This is a genomic window from Burkholderia sp. D-99, from assembly GCF_011605345.1.
Lineage (GTDB): Bacteria > Pseudomonadota > Gammaproteobacteria > Burkholderiales > Burkholderiaceae > Burkholderia.
This window is the reverse complement of record NZ_JAAOXM010000002.1, coordinates 1,393,786-1,411,107: the sequence shown is the minus strand read 5'-3', so window position 1 is coordinate 1,411,107 and position 17,322 is coordinate 1,393,786. Positions and strand designations below refer to the sequence as shown.

Here is a 17,322-nt window from a genome sequence, read left to right as displayed (position 1 = left end):
CGTCGCGCTGAAATCACGCTCAGTAGCCGAAAAACGGTTTATCGCTTTACGACAGTCTTCATCTTACTGTCGGTATATTGGGGAAAAACCTTACCCCTTCATCGCATAAAATATTCATTTCGGCCGCCGCCATGATTTCGATCAAATAATCCGGCAATAATCGCCGCGCATGTTCATCCGGATGTCACGTCACGCTGCCCTGCCACGTCGCGCGGCAGGTCAATGCCGTCGGCCATTGCACGCGGCGAAACGATTCCGTCTATCCTGCTCCATTCAACCGGCATTCGAATTCGATGAAAAAGGCATTGCACGAACTGAACCGGCTGTCCTGGAATACGGCGACAGTCGCGCATAACAGCCATAAAGGCGACCAGGCCGCGTTTTTCCGCGCGGGCGGCTCGACGCTCTTTCCGGAAGAACGCGAAATGCTCGGCGACGTCAGCGGGCTGCGGCTGCTGCACCTGCAGTGCAACGCGGGGCAGGACACGCTGAGCCTCGTGCGCGACGGCGCGGATGCGACGGGCGTCGACATCTCCGACGAAGCGATCGCCTTCGCACGGCAACTGTCGGCCGACGCGGGCCTGCCCGCGCGTTTCGAGCGCGCCGACGTGCTCGACTGGATGCCCGAGGCCGCCGCGCGCGGCGAGCGCTTCGATCGCGTGTTCACGTCGTACGGCGCGATCTGCTGGCTGTCCGACCTGAACGCGTGGGCGCGCGGGATCGCCGCGCTGCTCGCGCCGGGCGGCCGTTTCGCGATGGTCGAGTTCCATCCGTTCGCGCTGTATTTCGACGAACACTGGAAGCCGCACTATGACTATTTCAAGAGCGACGCGACCGAGGAGCCGGCAGGCGTCGGCGATTACGTCGCCGCATCCGGCACGGGGCTCGGCGCGCAGCACGACCATCCGGGTGTCATCGATTTCGCGAACCCGCATCCGAGCTACGAGTTCATGTGGGGCATCGGCGAAGTCGTGAACGCACTCGTGTCGGCCGGGCTCGCGATCGACCGCCTGACCGAATATCCGTACGCGAACGGCTGGAAGGGCTTCGACGGCATGCGCGAGCTGGACGGCCGCCGGATGATGCCGCCCGGTCACATGCCGAGCCTGCCGCTGATGTATGCGATCGCCGCGCATCGGGAGGCCGCATGACGCGCCGCACCGCCGCCGAACGCGACGCGCTTTCCGCACGCCCGCTCGCACGCGACGAGGTGCCGCTCGTGTGGACCATTGACCGACGCGAGATCATCGAGCACCTGTACGTGCTGCGCGACGGCGCGCTGCATCTCGTTCCCGAGTTCTACGACGTCGGCGGCTGGCCGGACGGCGAAGCCGACCACTACACGCCGATCCTGCTCGACTGTCACGATCGCGGCGGCTGGTGCCTCGGCATGTTCGACGGTGCACGGCTCGTCGCGGCGGTCGTCGTCGACAGCCGGCCGCTCGGCCCGCACCGCGACATGCTGCAGTTGAAGTTCCTGCACGTGAGCCGCGACTGGCGCGGCTGCGGCCTCGGCGAGCAGCTTTACCGCGCGGCCCGTGAGCAAGCGCGCGCGATGGGCGCCGCACGCCTGTATGTGTCCGCGACGCCGTCGCAGCGTACGATCGACTTCTACCTGCGGCTCGGCTTCACGGTCAGCGCATCGCCCGACCCGGCGCTTTACGCGCTCGAGCCGGAAGACATTCATCTGGAAGGACCGGCGGCCTGACGCACCGGCACACGGGTGAAGCGTGGACATTCCCGCGTTGCCCCAGCCGCGATCGGCCGTCGCGGAATCACGGAATCACGGAGAGCGAAATTGCAGAACGAAGCACAGCCGCAAGCCATGCCGAAGATCCTCGTCAGCATGTGCGTGGTCGGTCATCCGGTCCGTTACAACGGCTCGGCCAAGACTGCCGCGCACGAGGCACTCGAACGGTGGCAGCGCGAAGGGCGCCTCGTGCCCGTCTGCCCCGAACTGGCCGGCGGCTTCAGCGTGCCGCGCCCGCCCGCCGAAATCGCCGGCGGCGAATCGGGGCAGCAGGTGCTGTCGGGCGCCGCGCGCATCGTCGACGTAAACGGAACGGACGTGACGGCGCCGTTCGTCTCCGGCGCGCAAACCGCGCTGGCCCTCGCGCGCACGCACGATTGCCGCTTCGCGATCCTGGCCGACGGCAGTCCGTCGTGCGGCAGCACGTTCATTTATGACGGGAGTTTCGAGAACCGGCGGCACGCGGGCGCCGGTGTCACGGCGGCGTTGCTGCGCGAGCATGGGATCGAAGTGTTCGCGGACACCGAGATCGACGCGCTCGATGCGCGCCTCAAGCAACTGTCGCAGGCCGGTTAACGACAATGCGCGGCACGAGAACCCTCGTGCCGCGCATCGATTCGGATACGGCGACGCGGTGAAGCCGCGAAGCGGCGGCACGTGCGCAGCCGCTTCGCCACGTCACGCCGATCAGACGCGTTCGATCGCGATCGCGATGCCCTGGCCGACGCCGATGCACATCGTGCACAGCGCAAAGCGGCCGTTCGTGCGATGCAGCTGGTACATCGCGGTCGTCACGAGCCGGGCGCCCGATGCACCGAGCGGATGACCCAGTGCGATCGCGCCGCCGTTCGGGTTCACGCGCGGATCGTCATCGGCAACGCCGAGCATGCGCAGCACCGCGAGACCCTGCGATGCAAACGCCTCGTTCAGCTCGATCACGTCGAACTGGTCGATCGTCATCCCGAGCCGGGCGAGCAGCTTCTGCGTCGCCGGCGCAGGGCCGATGCCCATCACGCGCGGCGCGACGCCGGCCGTCGCGATGCCCAGCACACGTGCGCGCGGCGTCAGGCCGAAGCGCTTCGCGGTTTCCTCGTTCGCGAGCAGCAACGCGGCGGCACCGTCGTTGACGCCCGACGCGTTGCCGGCCGTCACCGTGCCGTCCGGACGCACGACGCCCTTCAGCTTCGCGAGCGCTTCGAGCGACGTTTCGCGCGGATGCTCGTCGCGCGAGAAGACGACCGGGTCGCCCTTCTTCTGCGGAATCGTGACCGCGACGATTTCCTCGGCGAGCGTGCCGTCCTGCTGCGCGCGCGCGGCCTTCTGCTGGCTGCGCAGTGCGAACAGGTCCTGGTCGGCACGGCTGACGTTGTAATCGGTGGCGACGTTCTCGCCCGTCTCCGGCATCGAGTCGACGCCGTACAACTGCTTCATCAACGGATTGACGAAGCGCCAGCCGATCGTCGTATCGTAGATGTCGGCCTGGCGCGCGAACGCGCTCGCGGCCTTGCCCATCACGAACGGCGCGCGCGTCATGCTCTCGACACCGCCCGCGACCATCAGCGCGGCTTCGCCGGACTTGATCGCACGCGCGGCCACGCCGACCGCATCCATCCCCGAACCGCACAGGCGGTTGATCGTCGAACCCGGCACGCCCTGCGGCAGCCCCGCGAGCAGCGCCGACATGCGCGCGACGTTGCGGTTGTCCTCGCCGGCCTGGTTCGCGCAGCCGTAGATCACGTCGTCGATCGCCGTCCAGTCGACGTCGCGATTGCGCTCCACGAGCGCCTTGAGCGGCACCGCGCCCAGATCGTCGGCGCGCACGCCGGACAGTGCACCGCCGTAACGCCCGATCGGCGTACGGATCGCATCACACAGAAAAGCTTCGGTCATCAGTGTCTCCGGTCCCAGGACTGGGTGGGAAATGAACAGGGCGCGCCCCTTGCATTGCCCGCCGGGATGCGCTTAAATGTTCTATATACGAACATAAGATCGTGTATCGAACGTTCAACGCATCATAGGGAGTGCGGGGACGACCTGTCAAGCGCCCGGTCCGCCGTGCGGTTGGCGTGTCAGGCCCCATGCGCTATCTTCTCGGCTGCACGATATTCCTGGCGCTCATGACAACCGAAGATACTCAGACGAAACCCGGCGACTCCTACGTCCAGTCGTTCGCGCGCGGCCTCGCGGTGATCCGCGCGTTCGACGCGGCCCGTCCGGAGCAGACGCTCACCGAGGTCGCCTCGGCCACCGGGCTCACGCGCGCAGGCGCGCGCCGGATCCTGCTCACGCTGCAGACGCTCGGCTATGTCGAGGCCGACGGCCGGCTGTTCCGGCTCACGCCGAAGATCCTCGAGCTCGGCTTTGCGTACCTCACGTCGATGCCGTTCTGGAATCTCGCCGATCCGGTCATGGAGCAACTGTCCGAGCAGATCCACGAAAGCTGCTCGGCGGCCGTGCTCGACCGCACCGAGATCGTCTACGTGCTGCGCGTGCCGACCCGCAAGATCATGACGATCAACCTGTCGATCGGCAGCCGGCTGCCCGCGTACTGCACGTCGATGGGCCGCGTGCTGCTGTCCGCGCTCGACGACGCCGCGCTCGACGAAACGCTCGCGCAAAGCGGCATCCGCGCGCATACGCCGCGCACGATCACGGATCTCGGCGAACTGAAGGCGGCGATCGCACAGGTGCGCCAGCAGGGCTGGGCCGTGGTCGACCAGGAACTCGAAGTGGGCCTGATGTCGCTGTCCGCGCCGATCCGCAACCGGCGCGGGCAGATCATCGCGGCGATGAACATCAGCGGCAACGCGCAACGGCATACCGCGAAGCAGATGGTGAAGGAGTTTCTCGGGCCGCTGCAGCAGGCCGCGCAGACGGTGTCGGAGCTGGTGGCACGAAGGGGGTGAATGCCGATCCGCGCGCGGGTACGGGTGCGTCCACGCCGCGCGGCGTGAAACGACGCGCGGCGCCATGTGTTGGCCGCCGCGACGGCATTGTCCGGAACAGCCGCCCACTCGCCGCCGTACCGGCACGCCGGCGGCGTGCCCTGCTTCAGCCGTTGCCGGCGAATGCGTTGCCCATCGGCTTCGTCCGGATGCCCGGGGCCAGCCGGGTCCAGGGCAACTCGGCCGGATCGGCCGTCATCGGGCCCGGTGCCGTGGCAACGAGCACCGCCTCGGCGATCCCCTGGAAGTCGGCGCGAAAGTGCACCGAGCTTTTGTTGACAAGGATGCGCATCGCTTCCGGCTCGACGCCGCCCACGCGATAGAGATTGCGGTCGAGCATCTGCGCCTTGCCGCTGCTCACCACGATCAGCACGCCATCGATCCGCAGGCAGGCAACAGGCCCGATATCCGCACGCATGCCGTTCATCATCGGGCCGTCGTACCGGCATACGCCGTCGGACAGCTTCACGACCTCGAAACGTGCGTGGACCGGCTCGTCGCCGGGCACGCCGGAGACACCGCCGAGCGCCACATCGATGAACGCGCCGACACCGGCGCGATGGGCCGCCGCCGCGGCAGCCGGATCCCAGATCAAACCGATCGCCGCATCTCTCGCGCCATTGCGCAGCAACGCCCGCAGCATGCCCGTCGTGTTCGAGTCGCCGCCCGCGCCGGGATTGTCCTGCGTATCGGCGATGACGACCGGCTTGCCGGCCCCGTCGGCGAGCCGCATGGCTTCGCGCACGGCAGCGTCGGGCGACAGGAACGGCACCTGCCACGCGGCCTCGTCAGCCAGCATCTTGTCGTACAGCGCCTGCACGGCAGCCTCGGCCGACGCGGCGTCATCGCCGTAACCCCAGATGACCGGGCCACATTCGGGAAAATCGGCCGCCGGAAAACCCGGCGCAAACGACAGCGACGCCACGGCCCCGGTTTCCAGCGCCGCGAGTTGCGCGTACATGCCGCGCGAGGGCTCGAGCAGCGTGCACATGCCGTTGATCGGGATCAGGAACGGCAGCCGGCGCACCGCGCGATGCAGGGGGCGGCCACCCGCCGCCCGTAAGACAAGCAAGCGCTCGAGCAGCACGGCCGCGCGTTCGCCGGTCTCGGCCATGTCGACATGCGGATAGGTGCGGAAGGCGACCAGTGCGTCGGCCTCGCGCAGCATCTTCCCGGTGACGTTGGCATGCAGGTCGAGCGACGCGACCACGGGTACGTCCGGGCCGACCGCGGCGCGTACGCGCTCCAGCAACGTGCCTTCGCCGTCGTCGGTATGCTCGGCGACCATCGCGCCGTGCAGGTCGAGGTACACCGCGTCGTAGCCTCCGTTGCGAACCGCCGCGAGGATTTCGCCGGCAATGCGCTCGAACGCATCCTCGGTCACGTGGGCCGACGGGCTCGCGCCCGCCCAGATGACCGGCAGCAAGATCCAGCCGCGCCGTTCCGCCGCGACGATGAATCCGCCCGCGGGAATGTTGACGTCGCGCAGCGCAAGCACGTCGTCGCCCCGCACCATGGCCGGGAAGCCCTCGCCGCGCTCGAAGTTTACGTAAGCGGCTTTCGACGGCGCAAACGTATTGGTTTCATGCTGAAAGCCGGCGATCAAAATGCGCGTATTCAAAAACGTGTCTCCGGAAATAGTGAGTCGATGCACCGGCACCAAGCGCCGTCAGCCCCGCACCGCGATGGATGTCACGGACGCTTGTGCGCCCGCGACGTCACGCTGTCGCCAACGCGTCGTGCGGCGCGGGAAGCCGGTTCGCCACGAGTACCGCGGCGCCCGCGACCAGCAGCGCGACCATGACCAGCAGGCCGGCTGCCATGCTGCCCGTCGCCGAGTGGATCGCACCGATGATGGTCGGGCTCAGGAAGCCGCCGATCAGGCCGATCGTATTGATCAGCGCGATGCCGCCCGCGGCCGCGTCACCCTTCAGGTATTGCGACGGAATCGCCCAGAACACCGTGTACGCAGCCCAGATCATCGACGTGGCGATCGTCATGCCGACCAGTGAAATGACGAGATTGCCGTTGGCAGTCGTCGCCACGGCCAGCGCGATCGCGCCGATCAGGGCCGGCACCGCGCTGTGGAAACGGCGCTCGCGGCGGCGGTCCGACCTGCGGCCGATGACGACCATCGCGATCGCGGCGCAGACGTACGGGATCATCGAGTACAGCCCGATCTGCATGGTATCGGTCACGCCGTCGGCCTTGATGATCGACGGCAGCCAGAAACTCACCGCGTAGATCCCGCAGATGATCGTGAAATAGGCGAACGCCAGCAGGTACACGCGCGGGTCGCGCAACACCTGTCCGAACGAGTGATGACCGGCGCCGGACGTGTGCAGTTCGGCGGCGAGCATCCGCTTCTCGTCGTCGGTCAGCCACTTCGCGTCGGCCGGCCGGTCGGACAGCACCTTGAGCGCGAGCACGCCGAACAGCACGCACGGCAGACCTTCGACGACGAACATCCACTGCCAGCCGGCCAGGCCGTGGGCACCGGACAGCCCGGTCATCAGCCATGCCGACAGCGGCGACCCGAAGGCGCCGCCGATCGGGCCAGCGAGCATGACGACCGCCATCACACCGGCCATGCGGCGCTGACCATACCAGTAGGTCAGGTAAAAGATCATCCCGGGCGCGAAGCCGGCCTCGAACACGCCGAGCAGGAAGCGCATCGCGTAGAAGGTGGTCTCGTTATGGACGAACATCATGCCGGCCGAGGTCAGGCCCCACAGCACCATGATCCGGCTGATGGTCTTGCGTGCGCCGATCCGCGGCAGCAGCAGGTTGCTCGGGATCTCGAACAGCACATAGCCGAGAAAGAAGATGCCCGCGCCCAGCCCGTACACCGCATCGGAGATACCCAGGTCGCTCTGCATCGAGAGCTTCGCGAACCCGATATTCACGCGATCGAGATAGGCGAACGTGTAGCACAGCAGCAGGAACGGCAGCAGGCGCCAGTTCAGCTTGCGGTACAGGGCCTGATGCGCCGGGCTGTCGGGCGCGACCGGGTCTTGAGGGGATGGAATGGCGGACATGCGCTCTCCTTTAGGGCGTATTGCTTCGAATCCCGCATCGATGATCGACTCTGTTCGAATCGTCGAGGAGCCGAAAAAGCGGCGCAAGAGCAACTTTGGCGAGTTATTGTTGCTCAACCGGCAACACCTCACCGACGAACCGACCGACACCATGCGCGAACTGAACCAGCGCCGCTTGCGCTATTTCCATGAAGTCCTGACGCACGGCTCCATCCGCGGCGCGGCCGACAGCATCAACACGTCGCCGTCCGTCATCACGCGGCAGATCCGCTTGCTCGAGGAAGAAATCGGGGCGCCGCTGTTCGAGCGCCAGCCTCGCGGCGTCCGGCCGACCGAGGCCGCGGCGCACCTGCTCGAATATTGGCACGGCTGCCGCTCCCAGCAGGAACTGTTCGAAGACCGCCTGCAGGCGCTGCACGGCCTGCAACACGGCCAGATCCGCATCGCCACCAGCGAAGGCTATATCGACTGCCTGATGGACGAGGTACTCACCGATTTTTGCGCGCGCTATCCGAAGCTCGATGTCACCGTCGATCTCCTGCCGGTCAGCAAGTTGCTCCAGGAAGTCGCTGAGAGCCGCGCGCATATCGGCCTGGCCTACAATCCCCCGGCGCATCCGGAGATCGAGTGCGTCGCCACCGCGTCGCAGCCGGTGGTGGCGCTCGTGCATCCCGGGCACCCGCTCGCCGTGCGGGGCCGACCGGTCGCGGTACGCGAACTCGCCGAGTATCCGCTCGCGCTGATGCCGCCGGCGTTCGGCCTCGGACAAGCCGTGCAGATGCTCGCGTACGCGGAGAACATCCAGCTCCACCCGACGCTCACCACCAACTCGCTTGCCGTGCTGCGCCACTTCGTCAAGCGCAACAACGGCGTCACGCTGCTCGCCGCGTTCGCTGCGTATCAGGAACTGGAGGCGGGAGAACTCGTCGCGCTTCCCGTCGCGCATCCGCTGCTCGAGGCAGCCAACGCGCGGCTGCTGGTCAAGGCCGGGCGCACGCTCGGGGTGGCAGCCGATACGCTGCTGCGCGGCATCCTTCGGGACATGAAGATGTTTTCGAACGCGGGCGGGCGCAACGGCAAGACAACGGCGCGCGGCAAGGCCGGCAGGCGGTCGGCGGGGAATCACGGCGGGTCATGACTGTCCCCGCCGACGATGAAGCCCGCCTCGCCGGCTGCGGAAAGTCGGTCGACCTGGCGCAAGCCGACATCGAGCGGCAAGGGATTATTTGAGGAACCCGAAATTTCTCGCCGTTTTCGTACGGATCAGGTTCGGCGCGCGCGCCGCTCGTCACGCGCCGAGCAGCATCCCCGTGCGCACCGGCACCGTGCCCGTCACGCGGCCGAGCGGCGCGCCGGCCGTCACGAAGCGGATCGCGCGCCGCATGTAGAACACGCCGTCGGTCGCGCTCGTGATCGTCGTGATCGCATCCGTCAGCGGATCGACGATGTCGAACAGCGCATCGCCCGCACGGATCGTCGCGCCGATTGCCGCGCGATGCACGAGGATCCCGCTCACCGGCGCGTAGAACTGCTCGCTGCCCGCGAGCGGCGTGGCCGGCGCGGCCAGCGGCGGCAACGGCGTGCGTTCGCCCCGCACCGCGCCGCACCAGACGAGATAGTCGACGAGCGCGCCGGCATCGCGTTCAGCGTATTCGTACGTCACGTCGCGCTGGCCACGGCACTCAACCGTCACGGCCACCGTGCCGGCCGCCATCGGCGTGCCTGCCGGCAAGTGCTGCCGCAACTGCGACCACAGCAGGTGATGCGCATCGTCGAACGCGTGCCCGCCCGAATCCTCGGCGAGCAGCGACACCTCCGCACCGAGATAACGCGCGAGCGGCTCGATGTCCGGCCACGCGGTATCGCTCGTGTACACGTGCATCACTGCTTCGAGCGAGCAATGCAGGTCGATCACGACGTCCGCGTCGTGCGACAGCTTCAGCAGTGCCAGCTGCAGCGCTTCGAATTCCGTACGCGGTGCGATGTCGCCAAGCGCCGCGCCGACACATTCGCGCACGATCGCGCGATTGCGTTCGCCGTCGTCGCCGAGCCGGTCGCGCGCACGTGCGGCGATCTCCGCGAGCGGCAGGAAGCCGCGATTGAAGTTGCGACCGCTCGCGAGGTCGAAACGGCCGATGAACTGCCCGAGCAGATGATGATTGAGGCCGACCGGGTTCGCGACCGGCACGAGCACGATCTCGGCCGCGAGCCGGCCTTCGGCATCGAGCTGCGCGAGACGCTGCTTCAGCACGAACGCCGCGAGCATCGCGGGCGTCTCGTCCGCGTGCAGCGCGGCCTGCAGGTAGATCTTGCGGCCGGTGCCGGCCGGCCCGAAATGAAAGCTCGTCAGCGTGCGCTGCGTGCCGATCGACGGCGACAGGAGTGGCGTGGTGCGAATCTGCATCGATGGTCTCGAACGGATGAAAACGGGGCCGCAGGTGAAACGGCAAGGAGGCTCGGCGCTCAGTCGCCGTACGGGTTGAAGTCGAAATACTGCTTCGCGATCCGGTCGTACGTGCCGTCCTTCAGCATCGACGCGATCGCGCCGTCGATCGACGCCTTGAGCGCCGTATCGGACTGCCGCATGCCGATGCCGACGCCGCGATCGCCCATGTCGAGCGGCGCGCCGACGAACGCAAAGCCCTTGCCGCGCGGCTGGCGCAGGAACCCGTAGTCGGCTTCCACCGTGCCGAGCAGCGCCGCGTCGAGGCGGCCGTTGACGAGATCGGCGAATACATCGTCCTGGCTCTTGTACGGCACCACGCTCACGCCGGCCGGCGCCCAGTGCGCGAGCGCCCACGATTCGAACTGCGTACCCGACTGCACGCCGACGCGCTTGCCGGCCAGCGATGCGGTCGTGCTGCCGAGGCCGCTCTCGGGCCGCGCAACGAGCCGCGACTTGAAGCGGAACAGCTTCGACGAGAACAGAATCTGCTTCTCCCGCTTCCCGGTGATCGCCATCGACGACAGGATCGCGTCGATCTTGCGCGCCTGCAGCGCGGGAATCATCCCGGAGAATTCGAGCTCGACCCACTGGCAGCGCAACTGCGCGCGGCGGCAGATCTCGTTGCCGAGATCGACGTCGAAGCCCTTCAGGCTGCCGTCGGGCGCCTTCGAATCCATCGGCGGATAGGTCGGATCGATGCCGAGGCGCACGGGGCGCGCATCGAACGCAAACGCGGACGTGGCAGCCAGGCCAAGGCACAGGGAAACGAGCGGGACGAGGAAACGTTTCATGGTCGACGGAGGGCAGGAAGAAAGGCAAACGGCATCAGCCGGACTGCCTGCGATCGTAGGCGGCACGGGCCGCCGCTGGAACCATCGACTGCCTTATCATGATCGGTATTTCCGATCACCGGCCTCGTCGCGCGCCCATGGCGTTCACGCTCTCCCAGCTCCGCATCTTCCAGGCCGTCGTCGAGCACGGCAGCCTGCGCGCCGCCGCACGTGCGCTCGATCTCGCGCAGAGCGGCGTCACGCAGCAGTTGCAGAGCCTCGAGGCGACGCTCGGCGCGACGCTGTTCACGCGCACCAATCGCGGGATCGTGCCGACGGCCGTCGGCCAGCGGCTGCTCGCGCGCTCCGGTTCGATCCTCGGCGAATGCGAGCAGGTCGAGCGGGAGATCCGGCAGTTGAGCGGCGCATACGAAGGCACCGTCACGCTCGGCCTCGTGGCCGAACCGCTGATCGACGCGTTTGCGCCCGTGCTGAGCGCGTTCCGCGCGCGCTTCGACAAGGTCGACGTGCACCTGCGCACCGGCACGTCGCGAATGATGATCGGCTGGCTGCGCGAAAGCGCGGTCGATTTCGCGATCGCACTCGTCGCGAAGCAGACCGACACGACCGATCTCGCGGTCACGCCGTTGCGGGCTTCCGCGCCGGTGGTCGTGTGCCGCAACGGGCATCCGGCGATGCACGCGCAATCGCTCGCCGAACTGGCCGGCTACGCGTGGGTGTCGACGCGCTCGCCGAACCTCAGCGCCGACCCGGTCGTGAACCGGCTGCTCGCGTACTTCGACGCGCACGGCCAGCCGCCGCCGAAGATTCTCGCGACCGTCGAAGGCATGTTCGAGACGCTGCAGATCGTCACGCAGACCGATTCGCTGGCGCTCGAAACCGAAGCCATCACGCGGCACGGGCCGTTCGCCGGCGCGCTCGCGAAGGTGCCCGTGCGCGAGCAGGCCGAATCGCAGGATATCTGCCTGCTGCAGCGCGCGGCCGTGCCGCTGACGCCGGCCGCGCAGGAACTCGCGACGATGCTCGCGTCTTACCTGCGGATGGTGCGCGGGCGGTAAGCGCGTATTGCTGCCTGCTGCCTGCTGCCTGCTGCCTGCTGCCTGCTGCCCGCCGCGCCGCGCCGCGCGTCAGTCGATCGAATCCCGCGCCGTCTCGCGCAGCATCGCGACCGCGATCAGCGACAGCACCACGCACGCCGCCACGTAGCCGGCCGGCGCGAGCTTGCTGCCGGTCGTCTTCACGAGCCAGGTCGCGATCAGCTGCGCGGTGCCGCCGAAGATCGTCACCGCGAGCGCATACGCGATCGAGATGCCGGTCGCCCGTACGTGGCGCGGCAGCGACTCGCACATCAGCGCCATTTCCGACGCCGAGCCGAGCGAATAGAACAGCAGCATCAGCGCGGTCAGCGGCAGGATCACCGACAGCGTCGGGTGGTGGTTCATCAGCCAGAACGCCGGGAACAGCAGCAGGACCAGCACGCCGCGACCGACGAAGATCGGCAGGCGCCGGCTGCCGAGCCGGTCCGACAGCCAGCCGAACAGCGGGCACGTGAGCAGCATCACGCAGCCCGATGCGACGCCGACGAACATCGACAGCTTCATCGGCAGGCCAAGCGTGTGGATCGCGTAGGTCGGCATGTAGAACGTCAGGATGTAGGTCGACACCGTGCCGCCCATCACCGTGAGCATCAGCAGCAGCACCGTGCGCGTGTGCTTCGAGAACAGCTCGTGCAGCACGCCGCGCTCGATGCCGTGATGGCTGTCGCCGGGCGCATCGTCGGCGAGCCGGCGGCGCAGATACATGCCGACCGGTGCGATCAGCACGCCGACGAGGAACGGCAGCCGCCAGCCCCAGCTTTCCAGCGCGTCCTTCGTCATCGTGTTCGACAGCAGCGCCGCGAAGCCCGAGCCCATCAGCGCGGCGCCGCCCTGCGTCGCAAGCTGCCAGCTTGCACGGAACGCACGACGCGACGTGCCGCCCTGTTCGAGCAGCGTCGACGTCGCCGCGCCGAATTCACCGCCCTGCGAGAAGCCCTGCAGCAGCCGCGCGAACACGACCAGCAGCGGTGCGGCCACGCCGACCTGCGCATACGTCGGCGCGATCGCGATCAGGCCCGTGCCGAGCGCCATCAGCATGATCGTCAGGTTCAGCGCGGCCTTGCGTCCCTTGCGGTCCGCGTAGACGCCGAGCACGACGCTGCCGAGCGGCCGCGTGAAGAAGCCGGCGGCGAACGTCGCGACCGACAGCAGCAGCGACGTGGTCGGGTCGCTCGACGGGAAGAACAGCTTGCCGATCAGCACCGCGAAGAAGCCGTACACGGTGAAATCGAAGAATTCCAGCCAGTTGCCGATCACGGCCGCGGCGATCGCACCGCGCCGCGTGACGGCCGGTGCGCCTGGCGTGCCGACTTCGGCCGCCCCCGTCGATGCGGGGTGCAGCGCGAGATGGTCTTTCTGCATCGTTGTCGTCTCCTCTCAATGCGGCCGGAAGCGCCGGCCGCCCGCCCCGCTGCCGGCATCACCGCCCGAGATAACGCTCCACGAGACGCGTCCAGTACGCCGCGCCGATCGGCAGGTTGCGATCGTTGAAGTCGTATTTCGGGTTGTGCACCATGCAGCCATCCTCGCCTTCGCCGTTGCCGAGCCGCACGAACGAGCCCGGCCGCTGCTGCAGCATGAACGCGAAATCCTCGCTGCCCATCAGCAGGTCGGTCTGCTCGACCACGTGCGCGTCGCCGACGAGCTCGCGCGCCACCTGCGCGGCAAAATCCGTTTCGGCGTCCGAATTGACGACGACCGGATAGCCTTCGATGTACTCGACGTTCGCGCTCGCGCCGTAGCTCGCGGCCTGCGTTTCGGCCAGCTCGGCGATGCGGCGCTTGAGCAGCGCGCGTACGTCGGGGCTGAACGAGCGCACGCTGAGTTCGAGGCGCGCGCCGTTCGGGATCACGTTGTTCGCGGTGCCCGCGTGCATCGAGCCGACCGTAACGACCGCCGGCTGTGCGGGGTCGACGTTGCGCGCGACGATCGTCTGCAACGCCATCACGATGCTCGCCGCGACGACCACCGGGTCGACCGTCAGGTGCGGTCGTGCCGCGTGGCCGCCGACGCCCTCGATCGTGATGATCGCCTTGTCGCCGGCCGACATGAACGGGCCGCGCCGCGTGAGGAACACGCCGGGCGCTGCGCCCGGATGGTTGTGCATGCCGAACACGGCGTCGCACGGGAAGCGTTCGAACAGGCCGTCGTCGATCATCTTCTTCGCGCCGCTGTCGACGCCATGCTCTTCCGCCGGCTGGAAATACAGGTGCACGGTGCCGGAGAAGTTGCGTGTCTTCGCGAGTTGCTGCGCGGCGCCGAGCAGCATCGTCGTGTGGCCGTCGTGGCCGCATGCGTGCATCTTGCCGTGCGTGCCGCTCGCGTAGGGCAGCCCGGTCGCCTCGATGATCGGCAACGCGTCCATGTCGGCGCGAATGCCGATGCTGCGCGTGCCGTCGCCCACGCGCAGCGTGCCGACCACGCCCGTCTTGCCGACCCCGCGCGTCACCTGCCAGCCCCACTGTTCGAGCTTCTCGGCGACGAGCGCGGCCGTGTCGTGCTCTTCGTACGCGAGTTCGGGGTGGTGATGGATATGGTGACGGATCTCGCGCAACCCGCCGGCGGCGGGCATCAGATCCTCGACTTCGGTGAATCGGGTATCGGTGGTCATCAAGGGGCTCCTGCTGTTTGTCTGCGCACGCAACACCTGCGTGCGGGAAAGCGAGCCACTATATCGAGCCGATATCGGTTCAATAAGATGCGGAATTTTTCACCGCGATAAGATTTTTTAATCAGGGTTAATACGAGCGCCGCTCGCCGTCTGCGGCCTCATCGGTCGTGATCGACACGCGACCCGTTGATTTTTGAGACGAACGGTCTATTATTCGCGCATGGACGTTCGATCTGATCCGCCTCGCCGTCGCGGCAGGCCACCGAAGCAGCATGAAGACCTCGTCGCCACGCGGGACATGCTGTTGCGCACCGGGCTGGAAGTGCTCACCGAGAAGGGCTTTTCGGCCACCGGGCTCGACGAGATCCTCGGGCGCGCCGGTGTGCCCAAGGGCTCCTTCTATCACTACTTCGACAGCAAGGAAGCGTTCGGCCTCGAACTGATCGACCGCTATGCCGACTTCTTCGCGCGCAAGCTGGACCGTCATTTCAGCGACCCGGCGCGCCCGCCGCTGCAGCGCGTACATGCATTCGTCGACGATGCCCGGGACGGCATGGCCCGCTACGACTACAGCCGCGGCTGCCTGATCGGCAACCTCGGGCAGGAAATGGGCGCGCTGCCGGAAAGTTTCCGCGCACGCCTGCGCACCACGTTCGAGGACTGGCAACGCCGCCTCGCCGATTGCCTGGTCGCCGCGCAGCAAGCCGGTGAACTGGCCGGTTCGGCCGAGCCTGCCGAACTCGCCGCATGCTTCTGGATCGGCTGGGAAGGCGCCGTGCTGCGCGCGAAGCTGGAGCGCAGCGACCAGCCGTTGGCCCTGTTCGCGCAGTTCTTCTTCAATGGACTGCCTCGCCGCTGAATTTTTTTGCCATTAACTAGACGATCGGTCTAGAAAGGAGGACACATGTTTCAAGGCATCGTGATCGACAGGCAGGAAACCGGCCAGCAAGCCCGGCTCCAGACGCTGGACGACGCGCAGTTGCCTGCGGGCAACGTGACGGTACGCGTGGGCTATTCGACGCTGAACTACAAGGACGGGCTGGCGATCACCGGCAAGAGCCCGGTGGTCCGCAAGTTCCCGATGGTGCCTGGCATCGATCTGGTCGGGGAAGTCGAAGACAGCACGCACCCGGACTATCGCCCCGGCGACCAGGTCGTGCTCAACGGCTGGGGCGTCGGCGAAACGCACTGGGGCGGCCTGGCGCAGAAAGCCCGTGTCGATGGCGACTGGCTGGTGCCGCTGCCGTCCGCCTTTTCGCCGCAACAGGCGATGGCCATCGGCACGGCGGGCTACACCGCGATGCTGTGCGTGATGGCGCTGGAGCGGCATGGCGTGCGCCCGGACGACGGCGAGATCGTGGTGACCGGCGCGGCCGGCGGGGTAGGCAGCGTCGCCACGGCCCTCCTCGCGCAGCTGGGATACCGCGTCGTCGCCGTCACCGGCCGCCCCGCCGATGCCGACTACCTGCGGCAGCTCGGCGCGGCGGAGATCCTGGAGCGGTCGCAATTCAGCGAGCCCGGCAGGCCGCTGGGCAAGGAACGATGGGCCGGCGCGGTCGACGTGGCGGGCAGCCACGTGCTCGCCAACGTGTGCGCGACCACGCGGTACCGCGGCGTCGTGACGGCCTGCGGCCTCGCTGCCGGCATGGATTTCCCCGCGACCGTCATGCCGTTCATCCTGCGCGGCGTCACGCTCGTCGGCATCGACAGCGTCATGTGCCCGCGCGCCGACCGCCTGGAGGCGTGGCGCCGGCTCGCGTCCGATCTCGACGTCGAGAAGCTGGGCGCGATCAGCCACCAGGTCGGCCTGGGCGACGTCATCCCGCTCGCCGGGGCATTGATCGACGGCAAGGTTCGCGGCCGTATCGTCGTCGACGTCAACGCGTAACGCCGCTGACGACCATCGGCGTTTCTTTGTTCGAACGGCGGCTCGCGCAACGAGAGCGGCCGTGCCACTTTATCCAGGAGACCTCATGACTGCCGCAAACACCGCCCCCGTCAGCCGCTTTCCCGTGCCCGCGCTCGAAGACTTGCCCGAGGACATTCGCGAACGCATCGCGGCCGTCCAGGAAAAGTCGGGCTTCATCCCGAACGTATTCCTGACCCTCGCGCATCGCCCGGACGAGTTTCGCGCGTTCATGGCTTACCACGACGCGCTGATGGACAAGCCGGGCAACCTGAGCAAGGCCGAACGGGAAATGATCGTCGTGGCCACCAGCAGCGTGAACCAGTGCCAGTACTGCGTGATCGCCCACGGTGCGATCCTGCGCATTCGCGCGAAGGATCCGCTGATTGCCGACCAGGTCGCCACCAACTACCGCAAGGCCGACATCACCGACCGGCAGAAGGCGATGCTCGACTTCGCGATGAAGGTGTCGCAGGCCGCGCACCTGGTCGGCGAAGCGGATTTCGACACGCTCAAGTCGCAGGGATTCGTCGAAGAGGACATCTGGGACATCATGGCGATCTCGGCATTCTTCGGGATGTCCAACCGCATCGCGAACGTGACGAACATGCGGCCGAACGCGGAGTTCTACGCGCTGGGGCGCTAAGCGCTCAGCGGGCGGTCGGGCGGTCACGCGGGCGGGACGCGGCGGACGCTTGATCATTGGCGGACGCGAGCGCAGGTGCACGCCGCGCTCGC

Annotated in this window: 16 protein-coding genes; 9 read left to right on the top strand and 7 right to left on the bottom strand. The window is 67.5% G+C overall.

The genetic code is table 11. The features are described 5' to 3' along the window. The first annotated feature begins 293 nt into the window (after positions 1 to 293). From HAV18_RS13580 to HAV18_RS13570, 3 genes are all read left to right on the top strand, one after another. The gene (locus HAV18_RS13580; RefSeq protein WP_166956416.1) at positions 294 to 1,151 is read left to right on the top strand and encodes a class I SAM-dependent methyltransferase; all 858 of its coding nucleotides are present in this window, start codon (positions 294 to 296) and stop codon (positions 1,149 to 1,151) included. Continuing rightward, complete coding sequence (locus tag HAV18_RS13575) at positions 1,148 to 1,708, top strand: GNAT family N-acetyltransferase (RefSeq protein ID WP_166956413.1); 561 nt, start codon at positions 1,148 to 1,150, stop codon at positions 1,706 to 1,708. The genes HAV18_RS13580 and HAV18_RS13575 overlap by 4 nt, the downstream gene beginning before the upstream one ends. A gap of 117 nt (positions 1,709 to 1,825) precedes the next feature. Further along, complete coding sequence (locus tag HAV18_RS13570) at positions 1,826 to 2,326, top strand: DUF523 domain-containing protein (RefSeq protein ID WP_407062424.1); 501 nt, start codon at positions 1,826 to 1,828, stop codon at positions 2,324 to 2,326. A 111-nt stretch (positions 2,327 to 2,437) separates the two neighbouring features. On the opposite strand, the gene pcaF is transcribed toward HAV18_RS13570, so the two are convergent. After that, complete coding sequence (pcaF, locus tag HAV18_RS13565) at positions 2,438 to 3,640, bottom strand: 3-oxoadipyl-CoA thiolase (RefSeq protein ID WP_166956407.1); 1,203 nt, start codon at positions 3,638 to 3,640, stop codon at positions 2,438 to 2,440. Between the two features lie 227 nt (positions 3,641 to 3,867). Here pcaF and HAV18_RS13560 point away from each other — a divergent pair, with 227 nt between their 5' ends. Beyond that, a complete protein-coding gene (locus tag HAV18_RS13560) occupies positions 3,868 to 4,656 on the top strand; it encodes an IclR family transcriptional regulator (protein WP_122948127.1) in 789 nt (262 codons plus the stop codon). A 145-nt stretch (positions 4,657 to 4,801) separates the two neighbouring features. Here the strand turns inward: HAV18_RS13560 and HAV18_RS13555 are convergent, their stop codons facing one another. Both HAV18_RS13555 and HAV18_RS13550 read right to left on the bottom strand, forming a co-directional pair. Then, entirely contained in the window at positions 4,802 to 6,316 is a 1,515-nt protein-coding gene (locus HAV18_RS13555; protein WP_166956404.1) for a M81 family metallopeptidase, read from the bottom strand. A 97-nt stretch (positions 6,317 to 6,413) separates the two neighbouring features. Next, positions 6,414 to 7,733, bottom strand: coding sequence for an MFS transporter (locus HAV18_RS13550; RefSeq protein ID WP_166956401.1), 1,320 nt, complete (start codon positions 7,731 to 7,733; stop codon positions 6,414 to 6,416). 151 nt (positions 7,734 to 7,884) lie between these two features. On the opposite strand from HAV18_RS13550, the gene HAV18_RS13545 reads away from it, so the two are divergent. Further along, positions 7,885 to 8,871: a LysR family transcriptional regulator gene (locus tag HAV18_RS13545; protein WP_166956788.1), complete on the top strand. Its 987-nt coding sequence runs from the start codon at positions 7,885 to 7,887 to the stop codon at positions 8,869 to 8,871. Between the two features lie 150 nt (positions 8,872 to 9,021). Here HAV18_RS13545 and HAV18_RS13540 read toward each other — a convergent pair whose 3' ends face one another. After that, entirely contained in the window at positions 9,022 to 10,137 is a 1,116-nt protein-coding gene (locus tag HAV18_RS13540; protein WP_166956398.1) for a succinylglutamate desuccinylase/aspartoacylase family protein, read from the bottom strand. Between the two features lie 59 nt (positions 10,138 to 10,196). Further along, entirely contained in the window at positions 10,197 to 10,970 is a 774-nt protein-coding gene (locus HAV18_RS13535) for a transporter substrate-binding domain-containing protein (RefSeq protein WP_166956395.1), read from the bottom strand. A 137-nt stretch (positions 10,971 to 11,107) separates the two neighbouring features. Here HAV18_RS13535 and HAV18_RS13530 point away from each other — a divergent pair, with 137 nt between their 5' ends. Further along, a complete protein-coding gene (locus HAV18_RS13530) occupies positions 11,108 to 12,028 on the top strand; it encodes a LysR family transcriptional regulator (protein WP_166956392.1) in 921 nt (306 codons plus the stop codon). Between the two features lie 69 nt (positions 12,029 to 12,097). Here the strand turns inward: HAV18_RS13530 and HAV18_RS13525 are convergent, their stop codons facing one another. Next, the gene (locus HAV18_RS13525) at positions 12,098 to 13,429 is read right to left on the bottom strand and encodes an MFS transporter (RefSeq protein ID WP_166956389.1); all 1,332 of its coding nucleotides are present in this window, start codon (positions 13,427 to 13,429) and stop codon (positions 12,098 to 12,100) included. Between the two features lie 58 nt (positions 13,430 to 13,487). After that, positions 13,488 to 14,678, bottom strand: a complete 1,191-nt coding sequence (locus HAV18_RS13520; protein ID WP_166956386.1) for a M20 aminoacylase family protein — start codon at positions 14,676 to 14,678, stop codon at positions 13,488 to 13,490. A gap of 220 nt (positions 14,679 to 14,898) precedes the next feature. Here HAV18_RS13520 and HAV18_RS13515 point away from each other — a divergent pair, with 220 nt between their 5' ends. The 3 genes from HAV18_RS13515 to HAV18_RS13505 all read left to right on the top strand — a co-directional run bounded on the left by HAV18_RS13515 (position 14,899) and on the right by HAV18_RS13505 (position 17,230). Further along, positions 14,899 to 15,537 carry a TetR/AcrR family transcriptional regulator gene (locus tag HAV18_RS13515; RefSeq protein WP_166956383.1) on the top strand — a complete coding sequence of 213 codons (639 nt, stop codon included), beginning with the start codon at positions 14,899 to 14,901 and terminating at the stop codon, positions 15,535 to 15,537. A gap of 45 nt (positions 15,538 to 15,582) precedes the next feature. Further along, complete coding sequence (locus tag HAV18_RS13510; protein WP_166956380.1) at positions 15,583 to 16,566, top strand: MDR family oxidoreductase; 984 nt, start codon at positions 15,583 to 15,585, stop codon at positions 16,564 to 16,566. An 85-nt stretch (positions 16,567 to 16,651) separates the two neighbouring features. Continuing rightward, positions 16,652 to 17,230: a peroxidase-related enzyme gene (locus HAV18_RS13505; protein WP_166956377.1), complete on the top strand. Its 579-nt coding sequence runs from the start codon at positions 16,652 to 16,654 to the stop codon at positions 17,228 to 17,230. The last annotated feature ends 92 nt before the right edge of the window (positions 17,231 to 17,322 follow it).

Coding starts and splice junctions, on each gene's coding strand:
- HAV18_RS13580 (WP_166956416.1), top strand. CDS start 294: ATGAAAAAGGCATTGCACGAACTGAACCGGCTGTCCTGGAATACGGCG.
- HAV18_RS13575 (WP_166956413.1), top strand. CDS start 1,148: ATGACGCGCCGCACCGCCGCCGAACGCGACGCGCTTTCCGCACGCCCG.
- HAV18_RS13570 (WP_407062424.1), top strand. CDS start 1,826: ATGCCGAAGATCCTCGTCAGCATGTGCGTGGTCGGTCATCCGGTCCGT.
- pcaF (WP_166956407.1), bottom strand. CDS start 3,640: ATGACCGAAGCTTTTCTGTGTGATGCGATCCGTACGCCGATCGGGCGT.
- HAV18_RS13560 (WP_122948127.1), top strand. CDS start 3,868: ATGACAACCGAAGATACTCAGACGAAACCCGGCGACTCCTACGTCCAG.
- HAV18_RS13550 (WP_166956401.1), bottom strand. CDS start 7,733: ATGTCCGCCATTCCATCCCCTCAAGACCCGGTCGCGCCCGACAGCCCG.
- HAV18_RS13545 (WP_166956788.1), top strand. CDS start 7,885: ATGCGCGAACTGAACCAGCGCCGCTTGCGCTATTTCCATGAAGTCCTG.
- HAV18_RS13540 (WP_166956398.1), bottom strand. CDS start 10,137: ATGCAGATTCGCACCACGCCACTCCTGTCGCCGTCGATCGGCACGCAG.
- HAV18_RS13535 (WP_166956395.1), bottom strand. CDS start 10,970: ATGAAACGTTTCCTCGTCCCGCTCGTTTCCCTGTGCCTTGGCCTGGCT.
- HAV18_RS13530 (WP_166956392.1), top strand. CDS start 11,108: ATGGCGTTCACGCTCTCCCAGCTCCGCATCTTCCAGGCCGTCGTCGAG.
- HAV18_RS13525 (WP_166956389.1), bottom strand. CDS start 13,429: ATGCAGAAAGACCATCTCGCGCTGCACCCCGCATCGACGGGGGCGGCC.
- HAV18_RS13520 (WP_166956386.1), bottom strand. CDS start 14,678: ATGACCACCGATACCCGATTCACCGAAGTCGAGGATCTGATGCCCGCC.
- HAV18_RS13515 (WP_166956383.1), top strand. CDS start 14,899: ATGGACGTTCGATCTGATCCGCCTCGCCGTCGCGGCAGGCCACCGAAG.
- HAV18_RS13510 (WP_166956380.1), top strand. CDS start 15,583: ATGTTTCAAGGCATCGTGATCGACAGGCAGGAAACCGGCCAGCAAGCC.
- HAV18_RS13505 (WP_166956377.1), top strand. CDS start 16,652: ATGACTGCCGCAAACACCGCCCCCGTCAGCCGCTTTCCCGTGCCCGCG.